The sequence below is a fragment of the Vibrio bivalvicida genome, from assembly GCF_001399455.2.
Taxonomy (GTDB): Bacteria; Pseudomonadota; Gammaproteobacteria; order Enterobacterales; family Vibrionaceae; genus Vibrio; species Vibrio bivalvicida.
On the sequence record NZ_LLEI02000021.1, the window covers coordinates 218,442 to 240,770 of the forward strand.

The 22,329-nt window shown below is 44.4% G+C and carries 27 protein-coding genes and 1 pseudogene; 14 read left to right on the top strand and 14 right to left on the bottom strand.

The annotated features are described in order from the left end of the window. Nucleotide 1: 1 nt before the first annotated feature. The 7 genes from APB76_RS06260 to APB76_RS06290 are packed head-to-tail and all read right to left on the bottom strand — an operon-like array spanning nt 2 to nt 4,353. Nucleotides 2-361, bottom strand: coding sequence for an ApeI family dehydratase (locus APB76_RS06260; RefSeq protein ID WP_054961224.1), 360 nt, complete (start codon nt 359-361; stop codon nt 2-4). Between the two features lie 6 nt (nt 362-367). Beyond that, nucleotides 368-1,744, bottom strand: coding sequence for an AMP-binding protein (locus APB76_RS06265; RefSeq protein WP_054961085.1), 1,377 nt, complete (start codon nt 1,742-1,744; stop codon nt 368-370). Between the two features lie 5 nt (nt 1,745-1,749). Next, the gene (locus APB76_RS06270; protein ID WP_054961084.1) at nt 1,750-2,310 is read right to left on the bottom strand and encodes a COG4648 family protein; all 561 of its coding nucleotides are present in this window, start codon (nt 2,308-2,310) and stop codon (nt 1,750-1,752) included. After that, on the bottom strand, nt 2,310-2,567 hold the full coding sequence (locus tag APB76_RS06275) for an acyl carrier protein (RefSeq protein WP_049844675.1): 258 nt from the start codon (nt 2,565-2,567) through the stop codon (nt 2,310-2,312). The genes APB76_RS06270 and APB76_RS06275 overlap by 1 nt, the downstream gene beginning before the upstream one ends. A gap of 16 nt (nt 2,568-2,583) precedes the next feature. Then, a complete protein-coding gene (locus APB76_RS06280) occupies nt 2,584-2,844 on the bottom strand; it encodes a phosphopantetheine-binding protein (RefSeq protein ID WP_049844676.1) in 261 nt (86 codons plus the stop codon). Beyond that, entirely contained in the window at nt 2,804-3,625 is an 822-nt protein-coding gene (locus APB76_RS06285) for a lysophospholipid acyltransferase family protein (protein WP_049844917.1), read from the bottom strand. The genes APB76_RS06280 and APB76_RS06285 overlap by 41 nt, the downstream gene beginning before the upstream one ends. Next, the gene (locus APB76_RS06290; RefSeq protein WP_054961083.1) at nt 3,625-4,353 is read right to left on the bottom strand and encodes a beta-ketoacyl synthase chain length factor; all 729 of its coding nucleotides are present in this window, start codon (nt 4,351-4,353) and stop codon (nt 3,625-3,627) included. Before APB76_RS06290 ends, APB76_RS06285 begins: the two co-directional genes overlap by 1 nt. 87 nt (nt 4,354-4,440) lie before the next feature. Between APB76_RS06290 and APB76_RS06295 the strand changes: the two genes are divergently transcribed. From APB76_RS06295 to APB76_RS06310, 4 genes are all read left to right on the top strand, one after another. After that, nucleotides 4,441-4,833 carry a hypothetical protein gene (locus tag APB76_RS06295; protein WP_049844678.1) on the top strand — a complete coding sequence of 131 codons (393 nt, stop codon included), beginning with the start codon at nt 4,441-4,443 and terminating at the stop codon, nt 4,831-4,833. Nucleotides 4,834-4,865: 32 nt separating this feature from the next. Next, nucleotides 4,866-5,933, top strand: a complete 1,068-nt coding sequence (locus tag APB76_RS06300) for a methyltransferase (RefSeq protein WP_054961082.1) — start codon at nt 4,866-4,868, stop codon at nt 5,931-5,933. A 30-nt stretch (nt 5,934-5,963) separates the two neighbouring features. Then, nucleotides 5,964-7,211 (top strand): NAD(P)/FAD-dependent oxidoreductase, encoded by a 1,248-nt coding sequence (locus APB76_RS06305; RefSeq protein ID WP_049844680.1) that lies wholly within the window; start codon nt 5,964-5,966, stop codon nt 7,209-7,211. A 124-nt stretch (nt 7,212-7,335) separates the two neighbouring features. After that, a complete protein-coding gene (locus APB76_RS06310; protein ID WP_054961081.1) occupies nt 7,336-7,587 on the top strand; it encodes a DUF3081 domain-containing protein in 252 nt (83 codons plus the stop codon). A 94-nt stretch (nt 7,588-7,681) separates the two neighbouring features. Here APB76_RS06310 and APB76_RS06315 read toward each other — a convergent pair whose 3' ends face one another. Next, a complete protein-coding gene (locus APB76_RS06315) occupies nt 7,682-8,044 on the bottom strand; it encodes a DUF413 domain-containing protein (protein ID WP_054961080.1) in 363 nt (120 codons plus the stop codon). A 197-nt stretch (nt 8,045-8,241) separates the two neighbouring features. Between APB76_RS06315 and APB76_RS06320 the strand changes: the two genes are divergently transcribed. Further along, nucleotides 8,242-9,138 carry a LysR family transcriptional regulator gene (locus APB76_RS06320; protein ID WP_054961079.1) on the top strand — a complete coding sequence of 299 codons (897 nt, stop codon included), beginning with the start codon at nt 8,242-8,244 and terminating at the stop codon, nt 9,136-9,138. Between the two features lie 145 nt (nt 9,139-9,283). Here APB76_RS06320 and APB76_RS06325 read toward each other — a convergent pair whose 3' ends face one another. Then, the gene (locus tag APB76_RS06325) at nt 9,284-9,487 is read right to left on the bottom strand and encodes a hypothetical protein (protein WP_049844684.1); all 204 of its coding nucleotides are present in this window, start codon (nt 9,485-9,487) and stop codon (nt 9,284-9,286) included. 152 nt (nt 9,488-9,639) lie between these two features. On the opposite strand from APB76_RS06325, the gene APB76_RS06330 reads away from it, so the two are divergent. The 3 genes from APB76_RS06330 to APB76_RS06340 are packed head-to-tail and all read left to right on the top strand — an operon-like array spanning nt 9,640 to nt 11,876. Beyond that, entirely contained in the window at nt 9,640-11,004 is a 1,365-nt protein-coding gene (locus APB76_RS06330) for a DNA-3-methyladenine glycosylase 2 family protein (protein ID WP_054961078.1), read from the top strand. Further along, nucleotides 11,001-11,480: a methylated-DNA--[protein]-cysteine S-methyltransferase gene (locus APB76_RS06335; RefSeq protein ID WP_054961077.1), complete on the top strand. Its 480-nt coding sequence runs from the start codon at nt 11,001-11,003 to the stop codon at nt 11,478-11,480. The genes APB76_RS06330 and APB76_RS06335 overlap by 4 nt, the downstream gene beginning before the upstream one ends. Next, nucleotides 11,481-11,876, top strand: a complete 396-nt coding sequence (locus tag APB76_RS06340; protein ID WP_054961076.1) for a hypothetical protein — start codon at nt 11,481-11,483, stop codon at nt 11,874-11,876. 1 nt (nt 11,877) lies between these two features. On the opposite strand, the gene nhaD is transcribed toward APB76_RS06340, so the two are convergent. Further along, the gene (nhaD, locus tag APB76_RS06345) at nt 11,878-13,314 is read right to left on the bottom strand and encodes a sodium:proton antiporter NhaD (protein WP_054961075.1); all 1,437 of its coding nucleotides are present in this window, start codon (nt 13,312-13,314) and stop codon (nt 11,878-11,880) included. Between the two features lie 322 nt (nt 13,315-13,636). Between nhaD and APB76_RS06350 the strand changes: the two genes are divergently transcribed. Genes APB76_RS06350 through APB76_RS06360 form a run of 3 tightly spaced genes read left to right on the top strand, consistent with a single transcriptional unit; the run spans nt 13,637 to nt 15,974 of the window. Continuing rightward, entirely contained in the window at nt 13,637-14,374 is a 738-nt protein-coding gene (locus APB76_RS06350) for a nucleoside recognition domain-containing protein (protein WP_049844689.1), read from the top strand. Next, nucleotides 14,374-14,841, top strand: a complete 468-nt coding sequence (locus APB76_RS06355; protein WP_049844690.1) for a YjiG family protein — start codon at nt 14,374-14,376, stop codon at nt 14,839-14,841. Before APB76_RS06350 ends, APB76_RS06355 begins: the two co-directional genes overlap by 1 nt. Nucleotides 14,842-14,849: 8 nt before the next feature. After that, the gene (locus APB76_RS06360) at nt 14,850-15,974 is read left to right on the top strand and encodes a M20 family metallopeptidase (protein WP_054961074.1); all 1,125 of its coding nucleotides are present in this window, start codon (nt 14,850-14,852) and stop codon (nt 15,972-15,974) included. A 72-nt stretch (nt 15,975-16,046) separates the two neighbouring features. On the opposite strand, the gene APB76_RS06365 is transcribed toward APB76_RS06360, so the two are convergent. The 3 genes from APB76_RS06365 to APB76_RS06375 all read right to left on the bottom strand — a co-directional run bounded on the left by APB76_RS06365 (nt 16,047) and on the right by APB76_RS06375 (nt 19,104). Continuing rightward, entirely contained in the window at nt 16,047-16,265 is a 219-nt protein-coding gene (locus APB76_RS06365; RefSeq protein WP_054961073.1) for a hypothetical protein, read from the bottom strand. A 43-nt stretch (nt 16,266-16,308) separates the two neighbouring features. Next, nucleotides 16,309-17,619, bottom strand: coding sequence for a chymotrypsin family serine protease (locus APB76_RS06370; RefSeq protein ID WP_054961072.1), 1,311 nt, complete (start codon nt 17,617-17,619; stop codon nt 16,309-16,311). 180 nt (nt 17,620-17,799) lie between these two features. Then, nucleotides 17,800-19,104 (bottom strand): dicarboxylate/amino acid:cation symporter, encoded by a 1,305-nt coding sequence (locus APB76_RS06375; RefSeq protein WP_049844694.1) that lies wholly within the window; start codon nt 19,102-19,104, stop codon nt 17,800-17,802. A gap of 380 nt (nt 19,105-19,484) precedes the next feature. On the opposite strand from APB76_RS06375, the pseudogene APB76_RS06380 reads away from it, so the two are divergent. Beyond that, nucleotides 19,485-19,817: pseudogene (locus APB76_RS06380) on the top strand (LysE family translocator); the annotation flags it as partial. Nucleotides 19,818-19,819: 2 nt separating this feature from the next. Then, a complete protein-coding gene (locus tag APB76_RS06385) occupies nt 19,820-20,083 on the top strand; it encodes a hypothetical protein (protein WP_054961071.1) in 264 nt (87 codons plus the stop codon). A 38-nt stretch (nt 20,084-20,121) separates the two neighbouring features. Here the strand turns inward: APB76_RS06385 and APB76_RS06390 are convergent, their stop codons facing one another. Then, complete coding sequence (locus tag APB76_RS06390; protein ID WP_054961070.1) at nt 20,122-21,300, bottom strand: MFS transporter; 1,179 nt, start codon at nt 21,298-21,300, stop codon at nt 20,122-20,124. Nucleotides 21,301-21,426: 126 nt separating this feature from the next. On the opposite strand from APB76_RS06390, the gene APB76_RS06395 reads away from it, so the two are divergent. Next, the gene (locus APB76_RS06395; protein WP_054961069.1) at nt 21,427-22,308 is read left to right on the top strand and encodes a LysR family transcriptional regulator; all 882 of its coding nucleotides are present in this window, start codon (nt 21,427-21,429) and stop codon (nt 22,306-22,308) included. The last annotated feature ends 21 nt before the right edge of the window (nt 22,309-22,329 follow it).

Here is a 22,329-nt window from a genome sequence, read left to right on the forward strand (position 1 = left end):
TTTATTCACCCAACTTCATTTTTCCTGAAGAGTGAATAACCAGCCGTTCGCCTTGTTTAGAGCTGTATTTGAAGGCCAGCTTTTGCTTAGCGCTATCCCATTCCAAAACAAGGTTGACGGTCATATCGGGTAGAATTGGCTCTTGAAACTTAATCACCTCCATACCTTTAAATGTAGGTGGTGTATTTAAGTGCTTGATGGCGTAGAACAGTGCCCAATCTATTTGGCTAACGCCCGGCAGTAATGGGAAGTCAGTAAAGTGACCACGAAAATCCAAAATATCAGCATCAACTTTAAATGTTAACGTCGCTTGTGAATTTGTAGTTTCTACGTCTATGATGGTTGGTTTTCTTTTGTCCATGTTCATTTATTCTTGGAATAATCTTTCTATTTCAGCGACTTGTCGTTTGCCTTGGCTGTTGAGTGGGATCTCATCCAACAAGCGATATTTTCTTGGAATAGCGATAGGCTCAAGCCAATCACGCAGATTTTTACGTAACGAGAGCCAAAATTTTCCTTTGCCGAGTTGTTCAATTACTTGTTGTCCAACATCTGTTAATACTATGACTGCGCAAAGTGTTAAACGGTTCCCGTCTTGCAAAGGAATGACGGCGCTTTCTTGGATCCAATCGAGTTGTTCTAAGCGCCTTTCTACTTCAACCAATGAAACACGTTTTTCTTCAATTTTCACAACTCGATCAGTGCGTCCTTTAAGATCAAAGGTCACCTTATCATGGAAGTGGCACTCATCTGCAGTTTGATACCATTCCTCTCCAGCAATGTGCTCAGCGCGAAGTCGCAGGCAGCTTTCACTATTTAGCTCGGCCTCTACGCTAGGGAACAATTGCCAAGGTGTGATTGAGGCGTGTTGTTGCCTATATGCAATGCCGCCTGTTTCGGTACTGCCGAAGACTTCAATCGGCAGGTGGGCAAACAACGCTTTGCTATGATTCGCTGCGCTTGATGGTAGAGGCCCACCGGAAGAAAAAACACAGCGCAGAGCGGAGCCTCGGTGCTCTTCAGTTAAGCGTTTAAGTAAGGCAGGGCTACTAATTAGAACCGTGTTTTTATCAGCATGATGGATTACTTGCTCGGGAAACTCTAGGTTGTTTTTTGCAAACGCTCTACCCGCGCATAGAGGCCACAGAACGCGAAACAATAATCCGTAGATATGCTGGTGCGACACGGTACTTTCGATACGAGCATTAGCCAGTTGCTCTCCCCACAATGACTCGAGTATTGCGATTTCGGTATCTAGCTGTTTGAGGGTTTTATTGATCGCTTTTGCTTTGCCACTAGAGCCCGACGTGAACAAAGTAATTGATATCTGTTCAAGTTGTAGAGTTTTGAAGCAAGGCTTTAAGTATGTGTCAAAATCAGCACTGCCTACCTCAAGGGTGGGCACTCCATCGGCGACAATGACTTGGTCGTCGTGGATAAGGAGATCAAAATGATCGTTGAGTTCTGCTACGGCTTGTGTTTGATAGTTACCGGGAAGAATGATGACTTTATTTGCATAGCAACTCGCGAAGAAGCCGACCGCAAACAAATAGCTACTACTAAAGCAAAGGGCAACTCGTTGCGCAGGGTGCGTGATTAACTGCTGTGATAGTTGAGCTACATCACCTTGAAATTCGTGCCAAGTTCTCACGCTATTATGGGCAAAAGCAACGGGATCTGTATCCTGATGCTTAGTATTCATAACATTAGCGAGTGATGAAAACTCAGCGGTTGCTAGGTTCATTTTGTTTAGTGATCCTTACGAATAAACTGACGAACGACCCACTCAATGGCAAACAGACTGCCAGCAAGGATATAGCTGATGAGTCCATTGTATAGTGTCCACACCTCTAGCGGTTGGAAGCAGGTATATAGGGCTGTCAAGCCATTGAATACAAAGAATAGGCACCAAACAATGGTGACTTTACGCGTGTATTCAATGCCACTTTGAGGTAACTCTGGTTCTTGTAGGCGCGCTAAACGTTCTATGATGGTTTGTGGTTGCCTAAGGCTCGTCACAAAGACAATAAACATGCATAGGTTTACAACGACTGGGTAAAAAGTGAGCCAACCGTGTTGCTTAAATAGGATACCCAAGCCTACTAAAGAGATGCCCGTTAGTGCAGTAATTTGTGCAACATACTTAAGCTCTTTTAACTGACTACGCTGCACTGAGAGTAAACGGACTCCCAAGGCAGCGATTAGTAATATCCCCACCATGGAAAGGCCGAATTTATCTATGCCGAAGTAAACGGCGAATGGATAAGCGAGCAGGACAACTGCGGACAGGATTGTCAGCAATCGGCTCATTAGGCTTCCTTCAGAAGCTCTGTCACTGCGTCAACCACGTCTTCGACAGTACGGACCGTACTGAATTCAGCGGGTTTGATTTTTTTGCCCGTTACATTTTGTAGATGAACAACGAGGTCAACAGCATCAATGCTGTCTAAATCAAGATCTTGATACAAGTGTGCTTCAGGTACGATGTCCGCAGCATCGATCTCAAATAACTCTTCAAGTGCGTCTTTTACTTGAGAAAATACCTGTTCTTTAGTTACTTCTGTCATTGGGTGTACCTACGGATTATTCACTAACTTGTGAAGATATATACTTCGCTAAGCTGCTCACTGAGGCAAAGTGCTCGCGAGTATTAGAGTCATCGGCATCAATGACAATGTTGTATTTCTTCTTAATAGCTAAGCCTAGCTCCAATGCGTCGATCGAGTCTAGACCTAGACCATCACCAAATAGTGGAGCTTCTGTCTCAATATCTTCAATCGTTAAATCTTCTAGATTGAGTGCATCAATTATAAGTTGTTTTATTTCGTTGTGTAGTTTTTCCACTGGGGCCTACTTGTTCACTATCAATTTTAGGAAAAATCGTCTCTGATAAATGCTGCTGCAAACGGCGAGCTGCAATTGTTGGGGACGTAGTTTGCTCTATAAATGGCTTAACCTCAACTTTATCCTTAACTTCGACAAGGAAAAAAGGTTTAGTTGGAGGTACTTGATACCACTTTTTCTCTTTTGTGAGAAAGCTCGGAGATACAGTAATATGAATAACGCGCAAATCTCGCTCAGTTCGTACGGCGATTTGTGCCGAGCCTCTTTGCAGTTTTGATTGAATACCTGGTGTCGTGCGGGTACCTTCAGGGAAAACCAACAGCACGTTACCCTGTTCAAAGCGCGTTTCGCATAATGCCAATAGATCATCAGGTGTCTCATTGGGAATATAGCCTGCAGCTTTGACAATGTGCTTCATAAACGGATTTGCCCAGATGGCAGACTTGACTAAGCAATCACAGCGTTTTAATTGTGAAGCGATCAGTACATAGTCAATGAGACTAGGGTGGTTGGCGACGATCAAACAGTCCCTATCTTGCTGCAAGATCTCACTACCAATTATTTTGTAGTCAATAGCGCCAGTGAGTCTCATCAGTTCGCAAAATAAATTAAACGATCGCTGGATTGCGCCTTGGACTCTATACTCCCTAACGGTTTGACTTTTAGTAAAAAGGTGTATGGCTGGAATCACAACAAAACTGAGCGTGAGCCCCCCAAGTCCAAAAACAGAAAAACAAAAGCCTGTTGCGAAAACACGCCAATATTGATCGATTGTTTTCATTACTTTCTTCGCCAGCTCCATGTGTTCCTAGGAGATTCAATAGACCACTGGCTACGATTAGATAAGAAGTGACGGATAAATTCTAGCCCTTGGGGAAGAGTTGTGGGTGATGTCTCTTTTGCCTCTCGTTGCGACAGCGAGAAATCTTCTCCATTGGAGAGCACTAGTCCAAATCCATAACCTTGGTAGTGTTGTGCTTCATATTTCGCGTAAGCTTCTGGTAGGGGTTCATCGAAGTCGATGACCAATACTTTGTGCTGTGGATTAGCGTCTAGGTATAGCCATGCTTCAACGATGGCACTTTGGAACGTATTCTCTGAGGCCGCGATAGAGGTTAATGGAATCGGCTTTTTTGTTGCGATTGTTGCTAAACCAGCAGCGGTATTGTGAACAGATTGAGAAAACGCCATAGGTGAGGCTTCTTCACCATGTAAGATGTCATCGATTATCTGTGTGCTACGGTGTAGCTCACCGTGGCGACTGGCAAAGACGAGATAGTCAATCTCATGTTCACTCAATAACTCAATGGTGGTTTGAACAGCAAGCTTACTTAAATTGCTCATTCTACGGCGCATCATTGGGGGAATGGCTGTGGTAATCAGCTTACCTTCTTCAGGCCATTGCAGGTTATTTGCCCAGCTTTCCCATTCATGAGACAGCGATAAGCCGTTAGAATGCGCACGCCACGCGTCGATGTTAAATGAGATGTTGATATCTGAATTTAGCATAAGATATTGAATTGTCGTTTTTTTAGCGAAATACTAATAGAGTCTGTTGACTCTATAGACTTAAACACCTAATAAGGAACTCTTAATATGTCACCATTAAAGTTACTCAGCTCGCTATTGCTAGCTTTATTACTCGTTGGTTGTGGTCGTGTTCAGCCAGTTATGAATGTTGAGGATACTCCAGTTGTTTATGATCTTCAAAATAAACAAGTTAAGATGGCGATCATACAAGCAGCCATGGATCGTGGCTGGGTTGTGGAAGAAGTCGCTCCGAATGAGTTGAATGCGAAATTGCATGTTCGTACACACTTTGCGGAAATAAAAATCCCATACAATGATAAGTTCTATTCAATTATTTATCTCAACTCAGAAAATTTAAAAGCGAGTGATGGCAAAATTCACCGCAACTACAATCGTTGGATTAACAACTTAAATGTAGACATTAAAAAGCAGCTTGCTTTAACCGCTTCTGCACAGTAATTCATTTTAAATAACTTATAGTTAGGTTTTTCGTGGTACAAAAAAATAAAGATCCGTTTAATGCTCTAGAAGCAAAATCGGAAGCTCAAAAGCTATCATTTGCTCCAATTGTGTTCCAAACTGCACGAACTTTGCGTGACTTAGGCATTTTGTCTGCTCTTGATAAAGCCGGAGAAAAAGGCTTAAGTGCAGTAGAGTTGGCTCAGAAAACTCAGGTTTCTGAGTATGGTGTTAAGGTATTGCTTGACATGGCAATCAGCGCCAATATCGTGCTGTGGGAAAAACCTAACTATTCTTTAGCTAACTTAGGTTTCTTTATCCTCCATGATGGAATGACAAATGCCAACATGGATTTCACTGCTGATGTTTGTTATGCCGCGATGATGCACCTGACGGAGGCTATCGTTGAAGGTAAGCCAGCAGGTTTAAAAGAGCTGGGGGAATGGGAAACTATCTACCAAGGTTTATCTACTCTACCTGAGCAAGCGAAAGAGAGCTGGTTCAAGTTTGATCATTTTTATTCTGATCGCTCGTTCCCAGTTTTGCTTGAAGAAGTATTCAAAAGCCAACCCAAGACACTTGTCGACATTGGTGGCAATACGGGCAAGTGGGCAATGCAATGTTGTAACCACAACCCAAATGTAGAAGTGACGATTGTTGACTTGCCTCAGCAACTTGAAATGGCAATGAAAAACGCCCAAGAACAAGGCTTTGCAGAGCGTGTTCATCCTCACCCTGCCAATATGTTAGATAAGCAGCAATTGTTACCCAAACAGGCCGATGTTTGGTGGATGAGCCAGTTCTTAGACTGTTTTTCTCCGATGGAGATCTTAAACATTCTTAAGAAAGTGAAGGCTCAGTTGCGTGAAGGTGATGCGATTTATATTCTTGAGTTGTTCTGGGATGCACAAAAATACGATGCGGCATCTTATAGTTTGAACGCGACATCGCTTTACTTTACCTGCCTAGCAAATGGCAATAGCCGTTTCTATCGTAGCGATGATTTCCTAGAGATTATTGAGGCGGCAGGTTTAACAGTAGAACAAAGAACAGACAATATTGGCCTTGGTCATACGTTACTTAAACTAAAATCACAATAACCCTTAAAAGTTGCCAGACAGTCAGGAATTATGATTAAAGAGTCAACTCAAGTTGTCATTGTCGGGGCCGGGCCATCGGGTTCTACGGCTTCTGCATTGCTTCATGCGCAAGGTATTGAGGTGATCGTTATCGAGAAGGCGCGATTCCCGCGCTTCTCAATCGGTGAGAGTTTACTTCCTGCTTGTATGGAGATAATTGAGCAAGCGGGTATGCTTGATGCAGTTAATCACTATGGCTTTCAGTACAAAGATGGCGCAGCGTTTCGGTGTAATGGGGTATATACCGAGTTTGAGTTTACCGATAAGTTTAGCGCAGGGCCTGGAACGACGTTCCAGGTACAACGTGGCAACTTTGATAAGGTACTGGCTGATAGTGCGCAACAACAAGGCGTGGAGATTCGTTATCAGCATGAGCTAGCCGAGTTGAAATTTGTTGGCAAACGCTCTTTATTGACAGTCAAAGATCAAGCCGATGATAGTTACCAGATTGAGGCGGACTATATACTAGATGCGAGCGGATTTGGTCGAGTGTTGCCGAAAATGCTGGATCTTGAACAACCTTCTTGCTTACCTCCGCGCAATGCTATCTTCACCCATATAGTTGATAATATAGACTCGCAAGATATCGAATATGATCGCAACAAGATTCTAATTTCTGTTCACCCAGACAATCATGATGTTTGGTATTGGTTGATTCCATTTTCAAATGGCGTGTGTTCTTTTGGTGTGGTGGGAGAACCAGAGTTCTTCGAACGTTACCCTGAGGATAAGATTGCTGCGATCAAACAGCTTGCTAGTGAAGAAGCAGGCCTAGCTAAGCTACTGGTAAATGCCGAGTACCCTAACCCTGCTGGGGAGTTGGGCGGTTATTCGGCAAATGTAAAGCAGCTTGCCACTCAGCACTACGCGTTGTTGGGCAATGCTGGTGAATTCTTGGATCCGGTGTTTTCTTCTGGCGTAACCATTGCGATGAAATCAGCTCAGTATGCTACCGAGTGCGTTGTTAAACAGCTTAGCGGCGAAGAGGTTGACTGGGACAAACAATACGCTGAGCCACTGATGGTTGGGGTCAACACTTTTCGTACCTATGTAGAAGGTTGGTATAACGGCGATTTACAGGATGTTATTTTCTATCAGAGCCCGACCCCACGCATTAAACAGATGATCAGTTCTATCTTAGCGGGATACGCTTGGGATCAAGACAACCCATACGTTAGAAATAGTGAGCAACGTCTTCGAACTTTAGCCGAATTGGTACGCGAGAATACAAACGCTTAGAGTTTGATTTATCTCAAGGGTTTAGTTGGCGAAAACCTCCAAGTTTGCTCATACTTCTAAGAGTGAAGTCGGTGCCCATCTAAACGTCACGATCCTTGTTTGGATGGTAACAGGAGGTTAGCGTATGAAAAATGAACTCGACCCAACCAAAGTTTTACAAGCTTATGAAACCGTTATGGAGAATGGTTCCCCAACAGAACATGGTAAGATCTATGAAGGGGTAGAAGCTTTCTCTGATTACGATGGTTATAACGTTTATATGCGAGGTAACGGTGTGGAAATTAAAATTGGTTTCCACAATACCTATCATTTGGAGTACGACCAAGAACACCTTCGAGATAGTTTTCTGAAAAAGGTCGCCATGCTAGCTAAATAAGAAAAGCCCAGAAAGCGAAACGCTCAGGGCTTTTCTGTTTGACAACGGCTATCGAGTTAACTCGAGCCGTTACCTGTACTTATGATTAATGGGGTTAGCTTTCTTCAGCTAAGCTAACTTCATCTGAATAGTCCTCAATGCTATTGGTATCAATTCTGTTGCGACCATTAAGTGTGTGGAAGCGTTTTCGGCCACGAGCCAGTTGAACGTATTTCAGCCACAAGCGTTCTAACTTAGATTTGGCTTTACCTGGGTTAATCAAGACTTTGACGAAGTGTTTTTCCTCTGCATTCTCGGGTTGAAGAGCGCCAGACTCCAAACCAAGCATGGTATCCCCATAAAGGTTTAAGATATCTTCTTCGCCGATCGTAAAATCACCAGACTTAGCAAAACCGCGTGGAAACTTAGCGTTGTCGTAAAAACGTTTTTTGCCATGACGAAATTGAGTGTCAGACATTTTGGTAGCCTCTATAAAAACCTACATGGGTGAACTAAAGCGAAAAGTAGGCGCAAAATTCATAAAAGAAAAACAAAACATTTCTATCGTAACTATCGAATAGTTTTATGAAATCTAGATAACAGTTTCGTGACTTGAAGATGATTAATATTTATTGTTCTTTCTAACCTTCCAAGATTGTCGGTAGAGGAAATCCAATGGACGTAAAAGTCTTTAGAACGTTTTTAGAACTGGCTCAAGTTCGGCACTTTGGCAAAGTGGCAGAAAATTTATATATCACCCAAGCAGCAGTGAGTGCACGGATCAAGCAGCTAGAGAGCTACTTTGACACACAACTGTTTATTCGTGACCGCAATAACATCAAGCTCACCTCGGCAGGTGAGCGACTTATTGGTTACGCAGACGTCATGGTGAGCACCTTACAGCAAGCGAAACTGGAATTGTCGTTGGAAAGCGGTAAGGCGTTGCAATTGACACTTGGCGGTACGCCTAGTATTTGGGATGCATACTTGCAAAACTGTTTAAGCTTGGTGACAGATGAATTCGACGGCTATGGTTTTATGGCTGAAATCATGGGGCGCGAAGTGTTATCCCGTAGCTTGCAAGAGCGTACCCTTGATATGGCGTTTGCTTTTGATCAAATCAAAGCGGACGAGCTTACCTGTAAGAAAGTGGCCGACGTGATGTTAATTTTGGTCTCTACCCAACAGCACGGACTTGATACCGTATTCCAAGACAAATATGTCTATGTGGATTGGGGCACTAAATTTGCTTCGGAGTACGTTGAGCGTCATCCCAAGATATCAGCGCCTTACCTAAGAACATCAACTGCTCGTATTGCTTTGGACTTTATTCTAGAAAAAGGTGGTAGTGCATATTTACCGGTGTCTTTGGTGGAACCTTTTCTTGCTACCGGTCAGTTATTTAAGGTTGACGGAGTGGAAGGTTGGCAGCGTCCAATTTATTTGAGCTACCGTAAAGCGAGCACTTCGATAGAAGCGATCGAGCAAGTCGAAGAGCTAGTCAAAACCATCTACCCCGTAACTGCATTCAGTCTTCAACAGATGGCAGAGTGTCCTGTAGAGAATGAATAGCTAATCAGTTTTTATGTAGCACGCCTCGATTGTGTCGAGGCGTTAATATCTCGACCACTCCAAATCGATTGATACCATGTAATCACGTAACCCAACGTAGCTTTGACACTTTATTTGGGTGTCAGCGATCGCCTCTAGGCCTTTCTCAAAGACTCATTAAACTTTCTATGGATTCTTCAATACTGAGTTCATGATAGCTCTGTATGGAGCGTCCATCATGGGCATCGATCAAGATGCGTTGTATGTTGGTGGGGCCGTGATGATCAATGAGACCTAATGTTTGTTCCACATTGTCACACGTCATGGTGAGCTCATCATTGAGTACAATGGTGCAAGAGTGCAGGTTCATAGCCAACTTCCTTATTATTTTTTGGGTCTGCATAAATAACTTTAGAAGAAGAAAAACAGTTGGCAAATTCGATTGAGTTCCGAAAATGGCTAGTAATTGTTGTGTCACGAATTAGACTGTAGATAACAGTTTGAACAATATTGGAAAACCGCATGGAAAGTGGCTTTGCTATCTTGACTCAAAAAGATTGTCACAATGCCAGAATCGCGCGTGATAGCCGATTTGATGGGCGCTTTTATGTGGCAGTTAAGACGACGGGGATTTTCTGTCGACCTATTTGCCCGGCCAATCTGCCAAAGGAAGAAAACGTTGAATATTACTTCGACAAGGCACAAGCGTTGCAAGCTGGTTATCGTCCTTGCTTGCGCTGTAGGCCCGATAGTGCGCCAAGCTCTTGGGCGTGGAAAGGGGTCGAAGTGACTTTTCAGCGTGCTGTAAAGCTTATTGAACAAGGGGCTTTGCACCATTCCTCTTTAGTTGAACTCTCGGAGAGACTTGGCATTAGTGATCGCTATTTGCGCAAATTGTTTAATCAGTATCTTGGTATGTCTCCCAAACAATATTCGCTTTATTACCAGCTGATGTTTGCTAAACAACTGCTACATACTAGCCGTTTGTCGATTACTGATGTCGCTTTGGCAAGCGGTTTCAATAGTGTTCGCCGCTTTAATGATGCCTTTAAACAGGTAATGAAAATGCCACCTTCTCAGATAAGGAAAAACTCCGCAGTGCGAATTGAATCAAATCATATCGACCTTGCATTTCGTGGCCCGCTAGATTGGCAATACATGTTAGATTTCTACCGACTAAGAGCGATTGATGGATTAGAAATAGTGACGGATGATAGTTACCAAAGACACTTCGAGTTTGATGATCACTCCGGATGGTTTTCTATATCAAATCCCAAAGCTGGTGTTATGCGAGTGGAATTTAGGTTGGATGATATGGCATTACTACGCAGCTTGGTCAATCAGGTAAGGCGTATGTTTGATTTAGACAGCGATATCTTACAAATTGAGCAACACTTATCTCAGATCGAACCGCAACTGGTCACGCATTCTGGGATTCGGATTCCGGGTGTTTGGAGTACCTGGGAGGCAGGCGTTAGGGCAGTTTTAGGCCAACAAGTGTCTATCAAAGCTGCGATTGGTCAATTAAACTTACTCGTCCGTACCATGCAACCTGAAGGAATCACACATTTCCCCACTCCTTCGGAAGTTGCAGGTGCCGATCTGAGTTTTCTGCGTATGCCAAAAAGTCGTAAAGAGACCTTAGCGCGTTTTGCTCAGTTTATGATTACGCATAGACAAGCTCCGCTTGAAGAGTGGCTAGAACTAAAAGGCATTGGCAGTTGGACCGTCAATTACGCCCGTTTAAGAGGTGCCTCAGAGCCCAATTGTTTTTTAGACGGTGATCTTGTGGTTAAAAAAGCCCTTATGCAGTTTCCCAATTTATCGACGACGAATGTGTCTCCTTGGGGAAGCTACGCGACCTTTCATTGTTGGAGCCATGCATGAATAAAAGATACACGACCTATACATCACCACTTGGCATTATGACATTACAAGCGGATGATGACGGATTGCTTGGAGCCTGGTTTGAGACTCAGACTACACAACCTAACAACTTAGGTGCATATAAGGAAAACGATCCTATACTTACTAAAGCAATCAAACAGTTAGAAGAATATTTTTCCGGATTTCGTACCGAGTTTGAACTTCCTATTTCAGCCAAGGGAACAGTATTTCAACAGAAAGTTTGGCAGGTGCTCACCACAATTCCTTTTGGTGAAACGTGCAGCTATCAGGATCTTGCCAACGCGATTGGTAATCCTAAAGCAGTGAGAGCCGTAGGACTTGCAAATGGTAAAAATCCTGTATCGGTAATTGTTCCATGTCATCGAGTGATAGGAAAAAGTGGTAAGCTAACTGGATATGCTGGTGGAGTTGAGATAAAAGCGAAGCTTTTGGAGCTTGAAAAAAGAGGTAGTTAGATGACAAAGCAACGGCAAGCAATAGTAGTAATGATTGGCAGTTTAATATCTACTGCACTGCTTGGTTGCTCGGAAGAAAAAACCGAGCGAATGCTGAATCAAGAAACTTACTCTTTTACAGGTGTTTTCGAAAACCAATTTAATGGTGATTTGCTTGAGTTTAAAGACGCTAAAGTCACTATTATTAAGGAGGAAGGGCTCGATTATACTAAGCCCTTTGAGGTGGAAGATAACTACCTAACTATTCAGATGCGCAATAGCTCTAAAGAAAAGCGCGAAGACATTGTGATGCGCATCCATGGTCAACAAGAACTTCTTACCTGTAGTATTTGTGCCAAGTACCAGCTATCTAGTACTTGGCAAAAACGAGATTTTATCCCTTTGCCTCGTAATTAATTTAGGTGAATAGACCGCCATTCAGCATCATATGGACGGCGATACTCGCTGCATACCCTATTGAGATAACAGGCATCCATTTTAAGTGACCGAAGAAGGTGTATTTACCATGGGCAGCTCCCATCAGTGCTACCCCCGCTGCTGAACCAATAGACAGTAAGCTCCCCCCAACCCCAGCAGTTAAAGTGACAAGTAGCCAGTTGCCCATACTCATGGTTGGTTCCATGGTAAGTACGGCAAACATCACAGGAATGTTATCGACAATCGCAGAAAGAATACCCACCATGATGTTGGCCCATACTGGATCCCATTGGGTATACATAACTTCAGAAATCATTCCAAGGTACCCGAGCAAACTCAAACCACCGACACACATTACTACGCCGTAGAAGAACAATAGCGTGTCCCACTCGGCATGTGAAACACGGCGAAAAACATCAAATGGCACTACAGAACCTAAACGCTTTAGCGCGTTATCATCTCGGTTTTCAATGGCAATCAGAGACTTCTTGTGTAACGAAGCTTTAAGTGTTCTGCGGAGGAAAAAGCCGAAGAATTGAAGATAGGCTAATCCCATCATCATGCCGATCACAGGAGGGAAGTGAAGTACAGCGTGAAAGGCAACCGCTGTAGCAATAGTAAGAATAAATAACCCGACAATACGTCTTGCGCCGCGCTTCAGCTCAACATGTTGGTGAACAACATTTGGACTCGCGTCCGGTACAAACATCGACATAATAATCGCCGGCAGAACGTAGTTAACCACTGATGGCACAAACAGCGGCATAAATTCGGCAAAAGAGACATGGCCTGCCTGCCAAACCATTAGGGTGGTGATATCGCCAAATGGGCTGAATGCGCCACCAGCGTTGGCGGCGATGACGATATTAATACAAGCAAGGTTAATAAACTTAGTGTTGTCGCCTGCAACTTTCATCACCACGGCACACATCAGTAGCGCTGTCGTCAGGTTATCGGCAATAGGGGAGATGAAAAATGCTAAAATACCAGTCAGCCAGAAAAGGGTTTTAAAGTTAAATCCTTTGCCCACCATCCAGGCTTGCAAAGCATCGAACAACCTGCGTTCTTCCATCGCGCTAATGTAGGTCATGGCAACGAGCAAGAACAACAATAGTTCTGCGTACTCTAACAAATTGTGTTCAAGGGCGGCTTTGGCGACCTCAATTTGCTCATGTTGAGAGTAGACATAACCGATCATCGCCCAAATCACGCCAGCAGCGAGTAATACGGGCTTAGACTTTCTGAGCTGTAGATACTCTTCAAGCATGACTAAGGTATAGGCGATAGCGAAAATGACTATTGCGGCATAACCAATCGTCGATTGGGTAAGAGGAATAATTTGGTCAGAAGATGGTGATGAGAATGCTGAAAAGGGCAGAAAAAAGAGTGTTACAAAGATCGACCACTGTAATTTCATACTTTCACTCCTTTGAAAGCTGATTGTTGTTTTATGTTTTGTGGGTACATTCTAAAGACGAATTGATTTTCGGTATGTGAGGTAGGTTTGATCTGTTTGAATTGTCAGGGATAAATTAACAGATTATGAATCTTTATGATATGCAATGTTGATTTTGTTGGTTGGTTGTATCTTCTATCTATGCGAGTAATCACAAAATATGATCGCGACCAACAGTTAAAAGTTTGTTCGGATTACTACTTGATACGGATCATCATACTGCGGGTGACTTTAAGTCAAGATCTTATGTGTTCTGTTCCACATATGAATACATAGGTGACTTATGTCTAATCCAACTCAAAAAGAGCGTAAGGTGACATGGGGTTGTTATGCCGCATTAGCCTTCGCAGTAGTGTTTTTCTCTGGCTTGATGAAGTCAAACGAATGGTATGGTGTACTTGACTTTACCACTCTGAACGGCTCGTTTGGTTCAGTGGCTTACGATGTTAAAGAGACAGCGGAAGGCGTTGCAGCAGCAACCACTTCGTTGCGTGGTAAAGGTGGTAGCGGAGCTCGTGACGGCTTTATTTTTGCTTTGACTTTGATTCCAACCGTCATGTTTGCGCTTGGAGTAATAAACGTACTTGAACATTACGGCGCACTCGACGCAGCACGTAAACTCCTATCGCCGCTACTACGTCCTTTGATGGGTATTCCTGGCAGCTCAGGTCTTGCATTAATCGCTTCTTTGCAAAGTACCGATGCGGGTGCAGCCATGACTCGTCAGCTTAAAGATGAGGGCCGCTTGACCAAGCGTGAAACCGATGTCTTTACCATGTTCCAGTTCACCGCTGGTGCTACGATTGTGAATTTCTTCTCATCGGGCGCGGTACTTTTCACACTCACCATGACAGACGGCTCACTCGCCGTAACATCGTCCATCGGTTTGGCGGTCGCCATTATGTTTATCTTTAAGTTTATCGGTGCGAACTTGTTCCGCATTTATCTAAACATTACGGAAGGTAAAGAAGACAAACAAGATAAAGACAATGCGCAAAACCTAAAACAGGAGACAGCATAATGAGCGAAGTCAAAGCGAAAAAGCCGATGGTGACAGATATCTTCGTTGAAGGTGCAAAAAAAGGCTGGGTTATTGCGACAACCTCAACGGTTCCCAATGTTTTGATGGCATTTGTGATTATCAAAGCGCTGCAAATTACAGGTGCACTTGATTTAATGGGGACCGTGTTCTCACCCATTATGGCGGTATTTGGCCTGCCGGGAGAGGCGGCGGCAGTACTTATCGGTGCGTGGATGTCGATGGGCGGCGCTGTGGGTGTGGTCATCACGCTATTTGATCAAGGTATTCTTAACGGCGCTCATATTGCGATTCTTGCCCCTGCGATATACCTAATGGGCTCTCAGGTGCAGTACATGGGGCGCATTATGGGCCCCATCGGAACTGAGGGTCGTTATATCCCGGTTATGATTGCGATCTCTGTGCTAAACGCATTCGGTGCAATGCTAGTCATGAACCTATTTGTCTGAGGGTAAGTATGAGATTTTCTTTAACTGATTATTTAGAAGAGTTGCGTCCATTAATTGATGTTGACTGCGGTACTTACACAATCAAAGGTATTGAGTTTGTGGCATCTCAATTTGAAGCTAAATTCACAGCATTGTCCGGTTGGAGCATTAAGCGTGTTGATTGTGGTAAAGCAGGGGTGGGTCTAGAAATTCGCAATCAGCCGCAAGCTGAGCAGATCGACGTGATGCTGATTGGTCATATGGACACTGTATTCCCAGTTGGCACAGTGGAACTAAGACCGATGACATGGGATGCTGAGAAAGCCTATGGCCCTGGGGTTTCAGACATGAAGTCTGGGTTGCTTAACATTGTTTATGCAATGCGCAATCTTGAAAAAACAGTTCTAGATAAGCTTTCTATTTGTATCTGTATGAACCCTGACGAAGAGACAGGCTCATTAGACTCTGTTGAGTGGATTCAGTCGGTCGCCAAACAGGCAAAAAACGTTTTGGTAGCTGAAGCGGCGCGTGCTGATGGTGGTTTAGTCAAAGCCCGTAAGGGTATGGCGCGGTACAAGGTAAGTTTTAGTGGTGTGGCTGCACACGCAGGTAATGAGCCAGAGAAAGGTCGCAGTGCAGTTACTGAAATGGCTAACTGGGTCCTAGCCATCAATGGTATGACGAACTATGAGTCGGGTACGACGCTCAATGTTGGAATTGTTTCTGGGGGCGCAGGCGCGAACATTGTACCAGAGCACGCGGAAGCGATTGTTGACGTCCGTTTCTGGAATAATGCGGAATACGATGACGTGGATACGCAGCTTCATGGTTTGTTGAAAACGCCGTTTGTCGATGGCGTGAAGATTGAACTAGATAGAGAAGCGTATAAACCGTCGATGGTGCCAAGTGCTGCGACTGAGTCTTTAATGATTTTGGTCGAGCAGTCAGCACAAGAGCTGTCGATTGATATCAACTGGAAAGAAGTCGGTGGTGGCTCCGATGCTAACAACACGGCTATTCTGGGTGTCCCAACATTAGACGGCCTTGGCCCGATTGGAGCAGGTTTTCATAGCGACCAAGAGTACTTGCTTTTAGAGTCGATTGAGCCACGAATCAAGATGTTAATGCGAGTGATTGAAAAGCTAGCAAACTAAGATCGATTCAAAGCCTACTCAATCCCCAGAAATTACTCTGGGGATTCGTTGGTTTGGTGGCAGACTCGATTTTCATAGTTGTGTGCGAGCGTTGAACTGGGTTGATTCAATAATCTTGACTGTTACACCCTCGATAGTTTCTGGTATCTCTTCTAGTAGATAAGCTGGCCGCGAGCTATATATCACCAAGCACGCTTCTCCATTAGTTTGACCAATAGCGACACCAGTGACTCCGTCTATTTTCATCCACTCACTTTGCCACTTCTTTTGTAGCTTTTCTAGCTCAGACATGTCAGTTGAAGTTAAAGCCCAGCCAGTGCTGGGCTTTCTGTCATTAGAAATGAGTCGATGTGGTATTTGAACATGTACTGGTGCCAGTTTCACAGACCTTGTGGCTATAGCTAGCTCCGCCTTTACTATTAATATGATCGGTATAGAAACCAGAATTACTAACCGTATCGATAATTGCATCATCTCGGTAAATATCCACGATTGCAGCTTCACTACCAGACCAATCCAAGTTCACCTTGTGTAGCCCTTTCACCTTGTATCCTGAGGCCGTTAAGGAAAAGTCACCGCCCGGAGGTGGTGGAGCTGAGTCAACCGTTACTCCAAACCGAGTCAATACAGGTTGAATAGGTGAGGCAATAGTGTATGAGGAGGAACCCGCAAACAGCAATCCGACAGGATCGTCACTACTCGTTACGATCAAGGATCCAGAGTCACCACCTGCGCTAAATGTCCCAGGGGTAACAACAATTTGGCCAACAAACAGAGCCAATTTGGTACAGGTTGACGAGCCTTCATAACAAACATTAACCGACGCATTAACAGCATCAACAGTCCCTTGGGTAAAGCCCGTAGTCCGACCATACTTTTTAACTGCTAAACCAACAAAAGCGGTCGCTACTGAGCTATTAGGAATGCCATAGCCATCTTCTGGTGTGGAAGTGGTTAACTCTCCTGGGCTTGTTATTGCGATAGCCGCATCCATGATGTTACTGGAGCCGTCAAACCATATCGGCTCGTAATCTATCAATGTGGCAAAAGTATCGTTTTCTTCTGTGCCGCCATCAAAAGGTCCTGGCTGGAGCATGTTTTCAGGAATGTTGGTGTCATTTGAGTTAGCAAACACATGATTGTTACTTAGTGCAAAAACATTTGTACCGTCTGTGACGCGAGCGCCTATGGTGCCCGCAGTAATGGCTGGATGGCCAGTAGAGACCCCAATAGGCACCGGCCGTTCAAAACGTGCCGTTGGGTCGACGGGATCAGGATCAGGGTCTGAAAAACACTCAGGTGGGCGTTGCGACGGCGGACCTCCACATGTGGGTGGAGCTAAGGAATAGAATTTTCCCGTATAGATTTCTTTAACAGCGACGCCGTCTAACCACTTAGGGGTACCTCTTGGGCTGGGACTATCGGTAAATACAACAATGATTCCCTGCCCATTTTCATTAATGGAAAGACCGTGTCCAACGACACCAGATGTCTCAAGGAGTGAGTTACCGTGCTTGGCTTGGGCTTGTGCGGCAACCGCTAATCCAGGAGGCACGTCAAATGGTGGGGAGGCTACTGTGGTTAGCGACCACAAAACACTAGTGATTAGGGTAACTAGCGATATAAACCAATGATTGGATTTCATGAAGCGTACTCCCCAATTAGTTTAATTGATTCATTTGTCAATTATGGTATTGATTGAGAGTTTTTGCCTTTGAATACGCAAAGAAATGAAGGAATCCAGAAGGGGGGGGGGAGAACTGTTTGAGTAGAAAGAGAAAACCCGAGAAACAAATCTCTCGGGTTTATAGTGATGAAAATGCGGTTAAGCTTGAGAATGTTTCAGATGAACTTCTTCTTCTTTTACGCCCGCCATAGGATCGTTAAATCGAGCCTCATCCAGCGCACCTTCAGACTTAGCCACAATCACAGTAACTGCGCTGTCACCTGTGATGTTTACTGCAGTACGAATCATATCCAGTAAGCGGTCAACACCCATGATAAGTGCGATCCCTTCAAGTGGTAGACCCACTTGGTTAAGAACCATTGCTAGCATGACTAGACCAACACCTGGGACACCTGCAGTACCAATAGATGCAAGAGTGGCCGTCATGATCACCATCAGGTAATCACCCATGGTAAGATCAATGTTGAATGCTTGTGCGATAAAGGCTGTCGCAACACCTTGCATGATCGCTGTGCCATCCATGTTAACTGTGGCACCTAATGGCACTGTGAATGAGGAGACGCGGTTCTCGACACCCATGCGATTCTTAGCGGTTTCCATGGTTACAGGAATCGTTGCGTTTGAAGAAGCCGTTGAGAAGGCAAACATGACGGCATCTTCCATTTTCTTCAAGAAGGTAATTGGGCTAAGACCAGTAAAGCCTTTTAGCATGACACTGTAGGTCACCAAACCGTGAAGTACCAAAGTTCCCGCAAGTACCAAGAAGTATTCCGCAAGGTTAACGATCGCGCTTAAACCTAACCCAGTGAATAGCTTCGCCATTAGGAAGAACACACCGTAAGGGGCTAGATTCATTAGAATAGCGACGAGCTTCATGATCACTTCATTTAGATCAGTAAAGAATGCAGCAATACGTTCGCCTGGCTTGCCTGCAGCACTGATTGCGACACCGAATAGTACTGCGAATACGATAACCTGTAGCGTCTTACCTTCTGCCATCGCGCTGATCGGGTTAGTCGGGAACATATCAATGATAACCTGACCAAGAGACGGCGCTTCCGCTGATTTAAACGAGCTAGCGGCAGTTAAGTCTGCGCCTGCACCCGGTTGGAAAAGATTACCCATGGTGAGGGCTAGTGTGATTGCAACGGCTGTGGTTGCAACATAGAACGCGAGCGTTTTACCGCCCATACGACCTAGTGTAGAAAGGTCTTTAAGTGAGCTTGTACCGCAAACTAGTGATACAAAAACTAGTGGGACAACAAGCATCTTCAAGCTAGCGACGAAGATCTGGCCGCCGACTTCAAATAATCCATTTACAATGTATGCATCGACAAATCCGTTGTCAGCAAAGAGACTGCGAATCGCAAATCCCGTCAAGATACCTGCAACCATACCTAGAATTACGCGGCTGGTTAGCGACATTGGTTTCTTGGTATTCATAGTGAACACTCCTTATAGTTATGCACCTTGAGTTCACTTCAAGGCGAGCTGGAGGTTATCAGGCAGATCGAAAAATAAAAAAGCAAAATAACTGAGTAGAGTAATAGATGTGACATTTATCACTCGAATTCCGGGCTGTTTAACAATGTCTTAACTGTGCGTGCTGATTGAATTACGACTAATTTACATTCTGTAACAGTTGTGGGTCTGTCTGTTAATAATTGCAGTTTTCTCATTACTTGAGAGCCTAAATGCATATACTGGTATGAGGTGTTTTCAAGTGCATACATAATCGACATCTATGCAGTTTTGTACTTGAAATCAATGAACTAAAGCTGGTCTTCTATCGGCAGTAATCCCTCGATCCTTCCTATAGTGGTCTAGCCATTAACCTAGATGAGCAAGCTCCGCAACCTTCAAGTGATTGGGATTTGGTGGTGCAAGGCTTTGTCACTGCGATCGCTAACCCTAAGGGCTGGGCGTTTATGATCTCTTTACTTCCTCCGTTCATCGACCAGAGTGCTGATTTAGCCCCTCAGCTTATCGTGTTGGTCTCGATAATCTTGGTATTCGAGTTTATCTGTATGACCTTGTACGCAACTGGTGGGAAAGGGCTGAAACGCCTACTTGGACAATCGCAAAACGTTCGACTTCTTAATCGTATTGCTGGAACGCTAATGATGGGTGTTGGTGTTTGGTTGTTTATGAGTTAGCTATGAATTTGTTGAAACGAGTTAAGTCACAACTGCTTGAAGTATTAGATTTTCAATCTCGCGTCTGGGTTGTCAGTGTGTATCAAGGAGTGCATAAAGGCGAGTCTTACGCGGTGAACGAAGATAGCTTTTCTGAACCAATGCAGTGGATGAAACGCAAAGGCTATTCCACAGTAATGATAGAGCAAGTAGATCAGATGCGACGCTCGCAAGTCGAAGAGTTTGAGTTAGAGGATGTTAAGCATCGCCTTATGCGCGTGAAATAACACTCAGCCCGTATGGCATGGGCTGAGTATTGGTTTCATTATACTTGTTGTAACCTCAGTGAACGCTTATCCAGTGTTCCGCTTATGCGAGTGAGGACGAGAGCGCCCAACACGATCATTGCACCAACCCAAGGTGTGTTCATTAATCCCGCTTGATCAACAATAATGCCTCCTCCCCAAGAGCCCAGCGCAATACCTACATTAAATGCGGCGATATTTAAACCAGAGGCAACATCGACTGCATCAGGTGCGTATTTCTCCGCTAGCTTGACCACATAAACTTGTAAGCCGGGAACATTGCCAAAAGCAAAGGCGCCCCAAACGAGAATGGTCATTACTGAGGCGATTGAGTTGTATGCAGTGAAGTTAAACACCAATAGAACCAGAGCGAGACCGACAAAGATAACCGTTAAGGCTTTAATCGGTCCCAGGGTGTCGGCCATTTTTCCACCCCAAATATTGCCAATGGCGACTGATACACCATACACCAACATGATTAGGCCGATTGCGCTTGAGTTAAACCCCGACACCTCTTCTAGAATTGGCGCTAAGAAAGTAAACGCGGTAAACGTACCGCCGTATCCCAGTGCCGTGATCGCATAGACGAGTAGCAGTCTCGGTTGAGTAAGCACTTTAAGTTGAGCAGACAACTTGGTTGCTGGTGGCTGTTTCAGATTACTTGGTATCAAGGCCGCACTACCAAAAAGAGCAATCAATCCTAGCAAGGCTACGATGAGAAATGTCGCCTGCCAGCCAAAGGTTTGCCCAATGTATGTACCAAGCGGCACACCTGTAACCAAAGCAACTGTTAGACCAGTGAACATTATCGCTATCGCGCTGGCTGCCTTTTCTTTCGATACTAAACCTGTCGCAACGGTGGAGCCAATTGAGAAAAATACGCCATGGGCAAGGCCGGTCAGTATACGTGCCATAACAAGCGTGTTATAGCCGGGAGCTTGCCAAGCTAACAAGTTACCTAAGACAAACAAACTCATCACGGTCAGGAGCACTTTTTTACGTGGCCAATTGCCAGTTAAAGCGGTTAATACAGGCGCACCGATCGCAACGCCCAAAGCATATAAACTCACCAGGAGTCCGGCGGAAGGGAGCGAAACGGATAAATCGGCAGCCATGGTTGGAATCAACCCAACGATGACAAATTCAGTTGTGCCGATAGCAAAGGCACTGAGTATTAATGCGAATAGAGCGATTGGCATTGTTGTTCTCATTAGTTGTGTATTAGATGGCGAGCATTATTAAAGAAAAGTTATTTGCGAAAAATGGTGCTTTTATCAAATTACTTTTGCTATAAATGAAGGTAATGGCATTATTGGAGAGATTGGATGCTGACCCGTTCAGATGATTTGGATATATTGCTTACGGTCGTGGATAGCGGTGGATTCTCTGCGGCCGCGGATGTGCTTGATATTCAGGTTGCTAGGGTATCGCGAGCAGTAAGCAAAGTAGAAAAGCAGCTTGGTGTTTCTATTTTGAACCGGACGACTCGACGTATTGAGCTCACTTTTGAAGGGAAGCAGTTTATCGAGTCGGTTCGACGCGGACTTGATATTATCAAACAAGCTGAAGAAGAAATCGTAACGCGAGGTGAGCTACCCAAAGGTCATCTTCGTGTAGATGCTGCAAGCCCGTTCGTTTTCCATCAGTTGGTTCCTCTCATTCAAGAGTTCAAACAAGCCTTTCCAGATATTGAGTTGGAGCTGACTTCTAATGAAGGCTTTGTTGATCTGTTAGAAAAAAGAACGGACGTGGCAATTCGAATCGGACAGCTAAAAGATTCCACATTACATGCAAGACTGCTTGGTAAAAGCCCACTCTACATTGTGGCGTCACCAGAATATCTCGCCCAATATGGTGTACCTAAAACAGCTTTGGAATTGTCTCAGCATCAAGTGATTGGTTTTACTACACCAAAAGTATTGAACCAATGGCCTATAAAAGGGTTCCAACCTTTGAAACCACTGATTACTTCAGGAAATGGTGAAACCATACGTCAGTTATCCCTCAATGCAAATGGTGTGGCTTGCTTGTCTGGTTTTATGGTTCAAAAAGATATTGAAGAAGGTCGACTCGTCTCTTTACTAGAGGATCAAAAACTTCACAACACAGAGCGAGAGTTGGTCAATGCGGTTTACTACAAGTCATCGACGGTGGCTCGTCGTATCTCGGCATTCATTGACTTTATAAAGCCGAGGCTAACCTTGTAAGGCCTTCTATACCACACACTA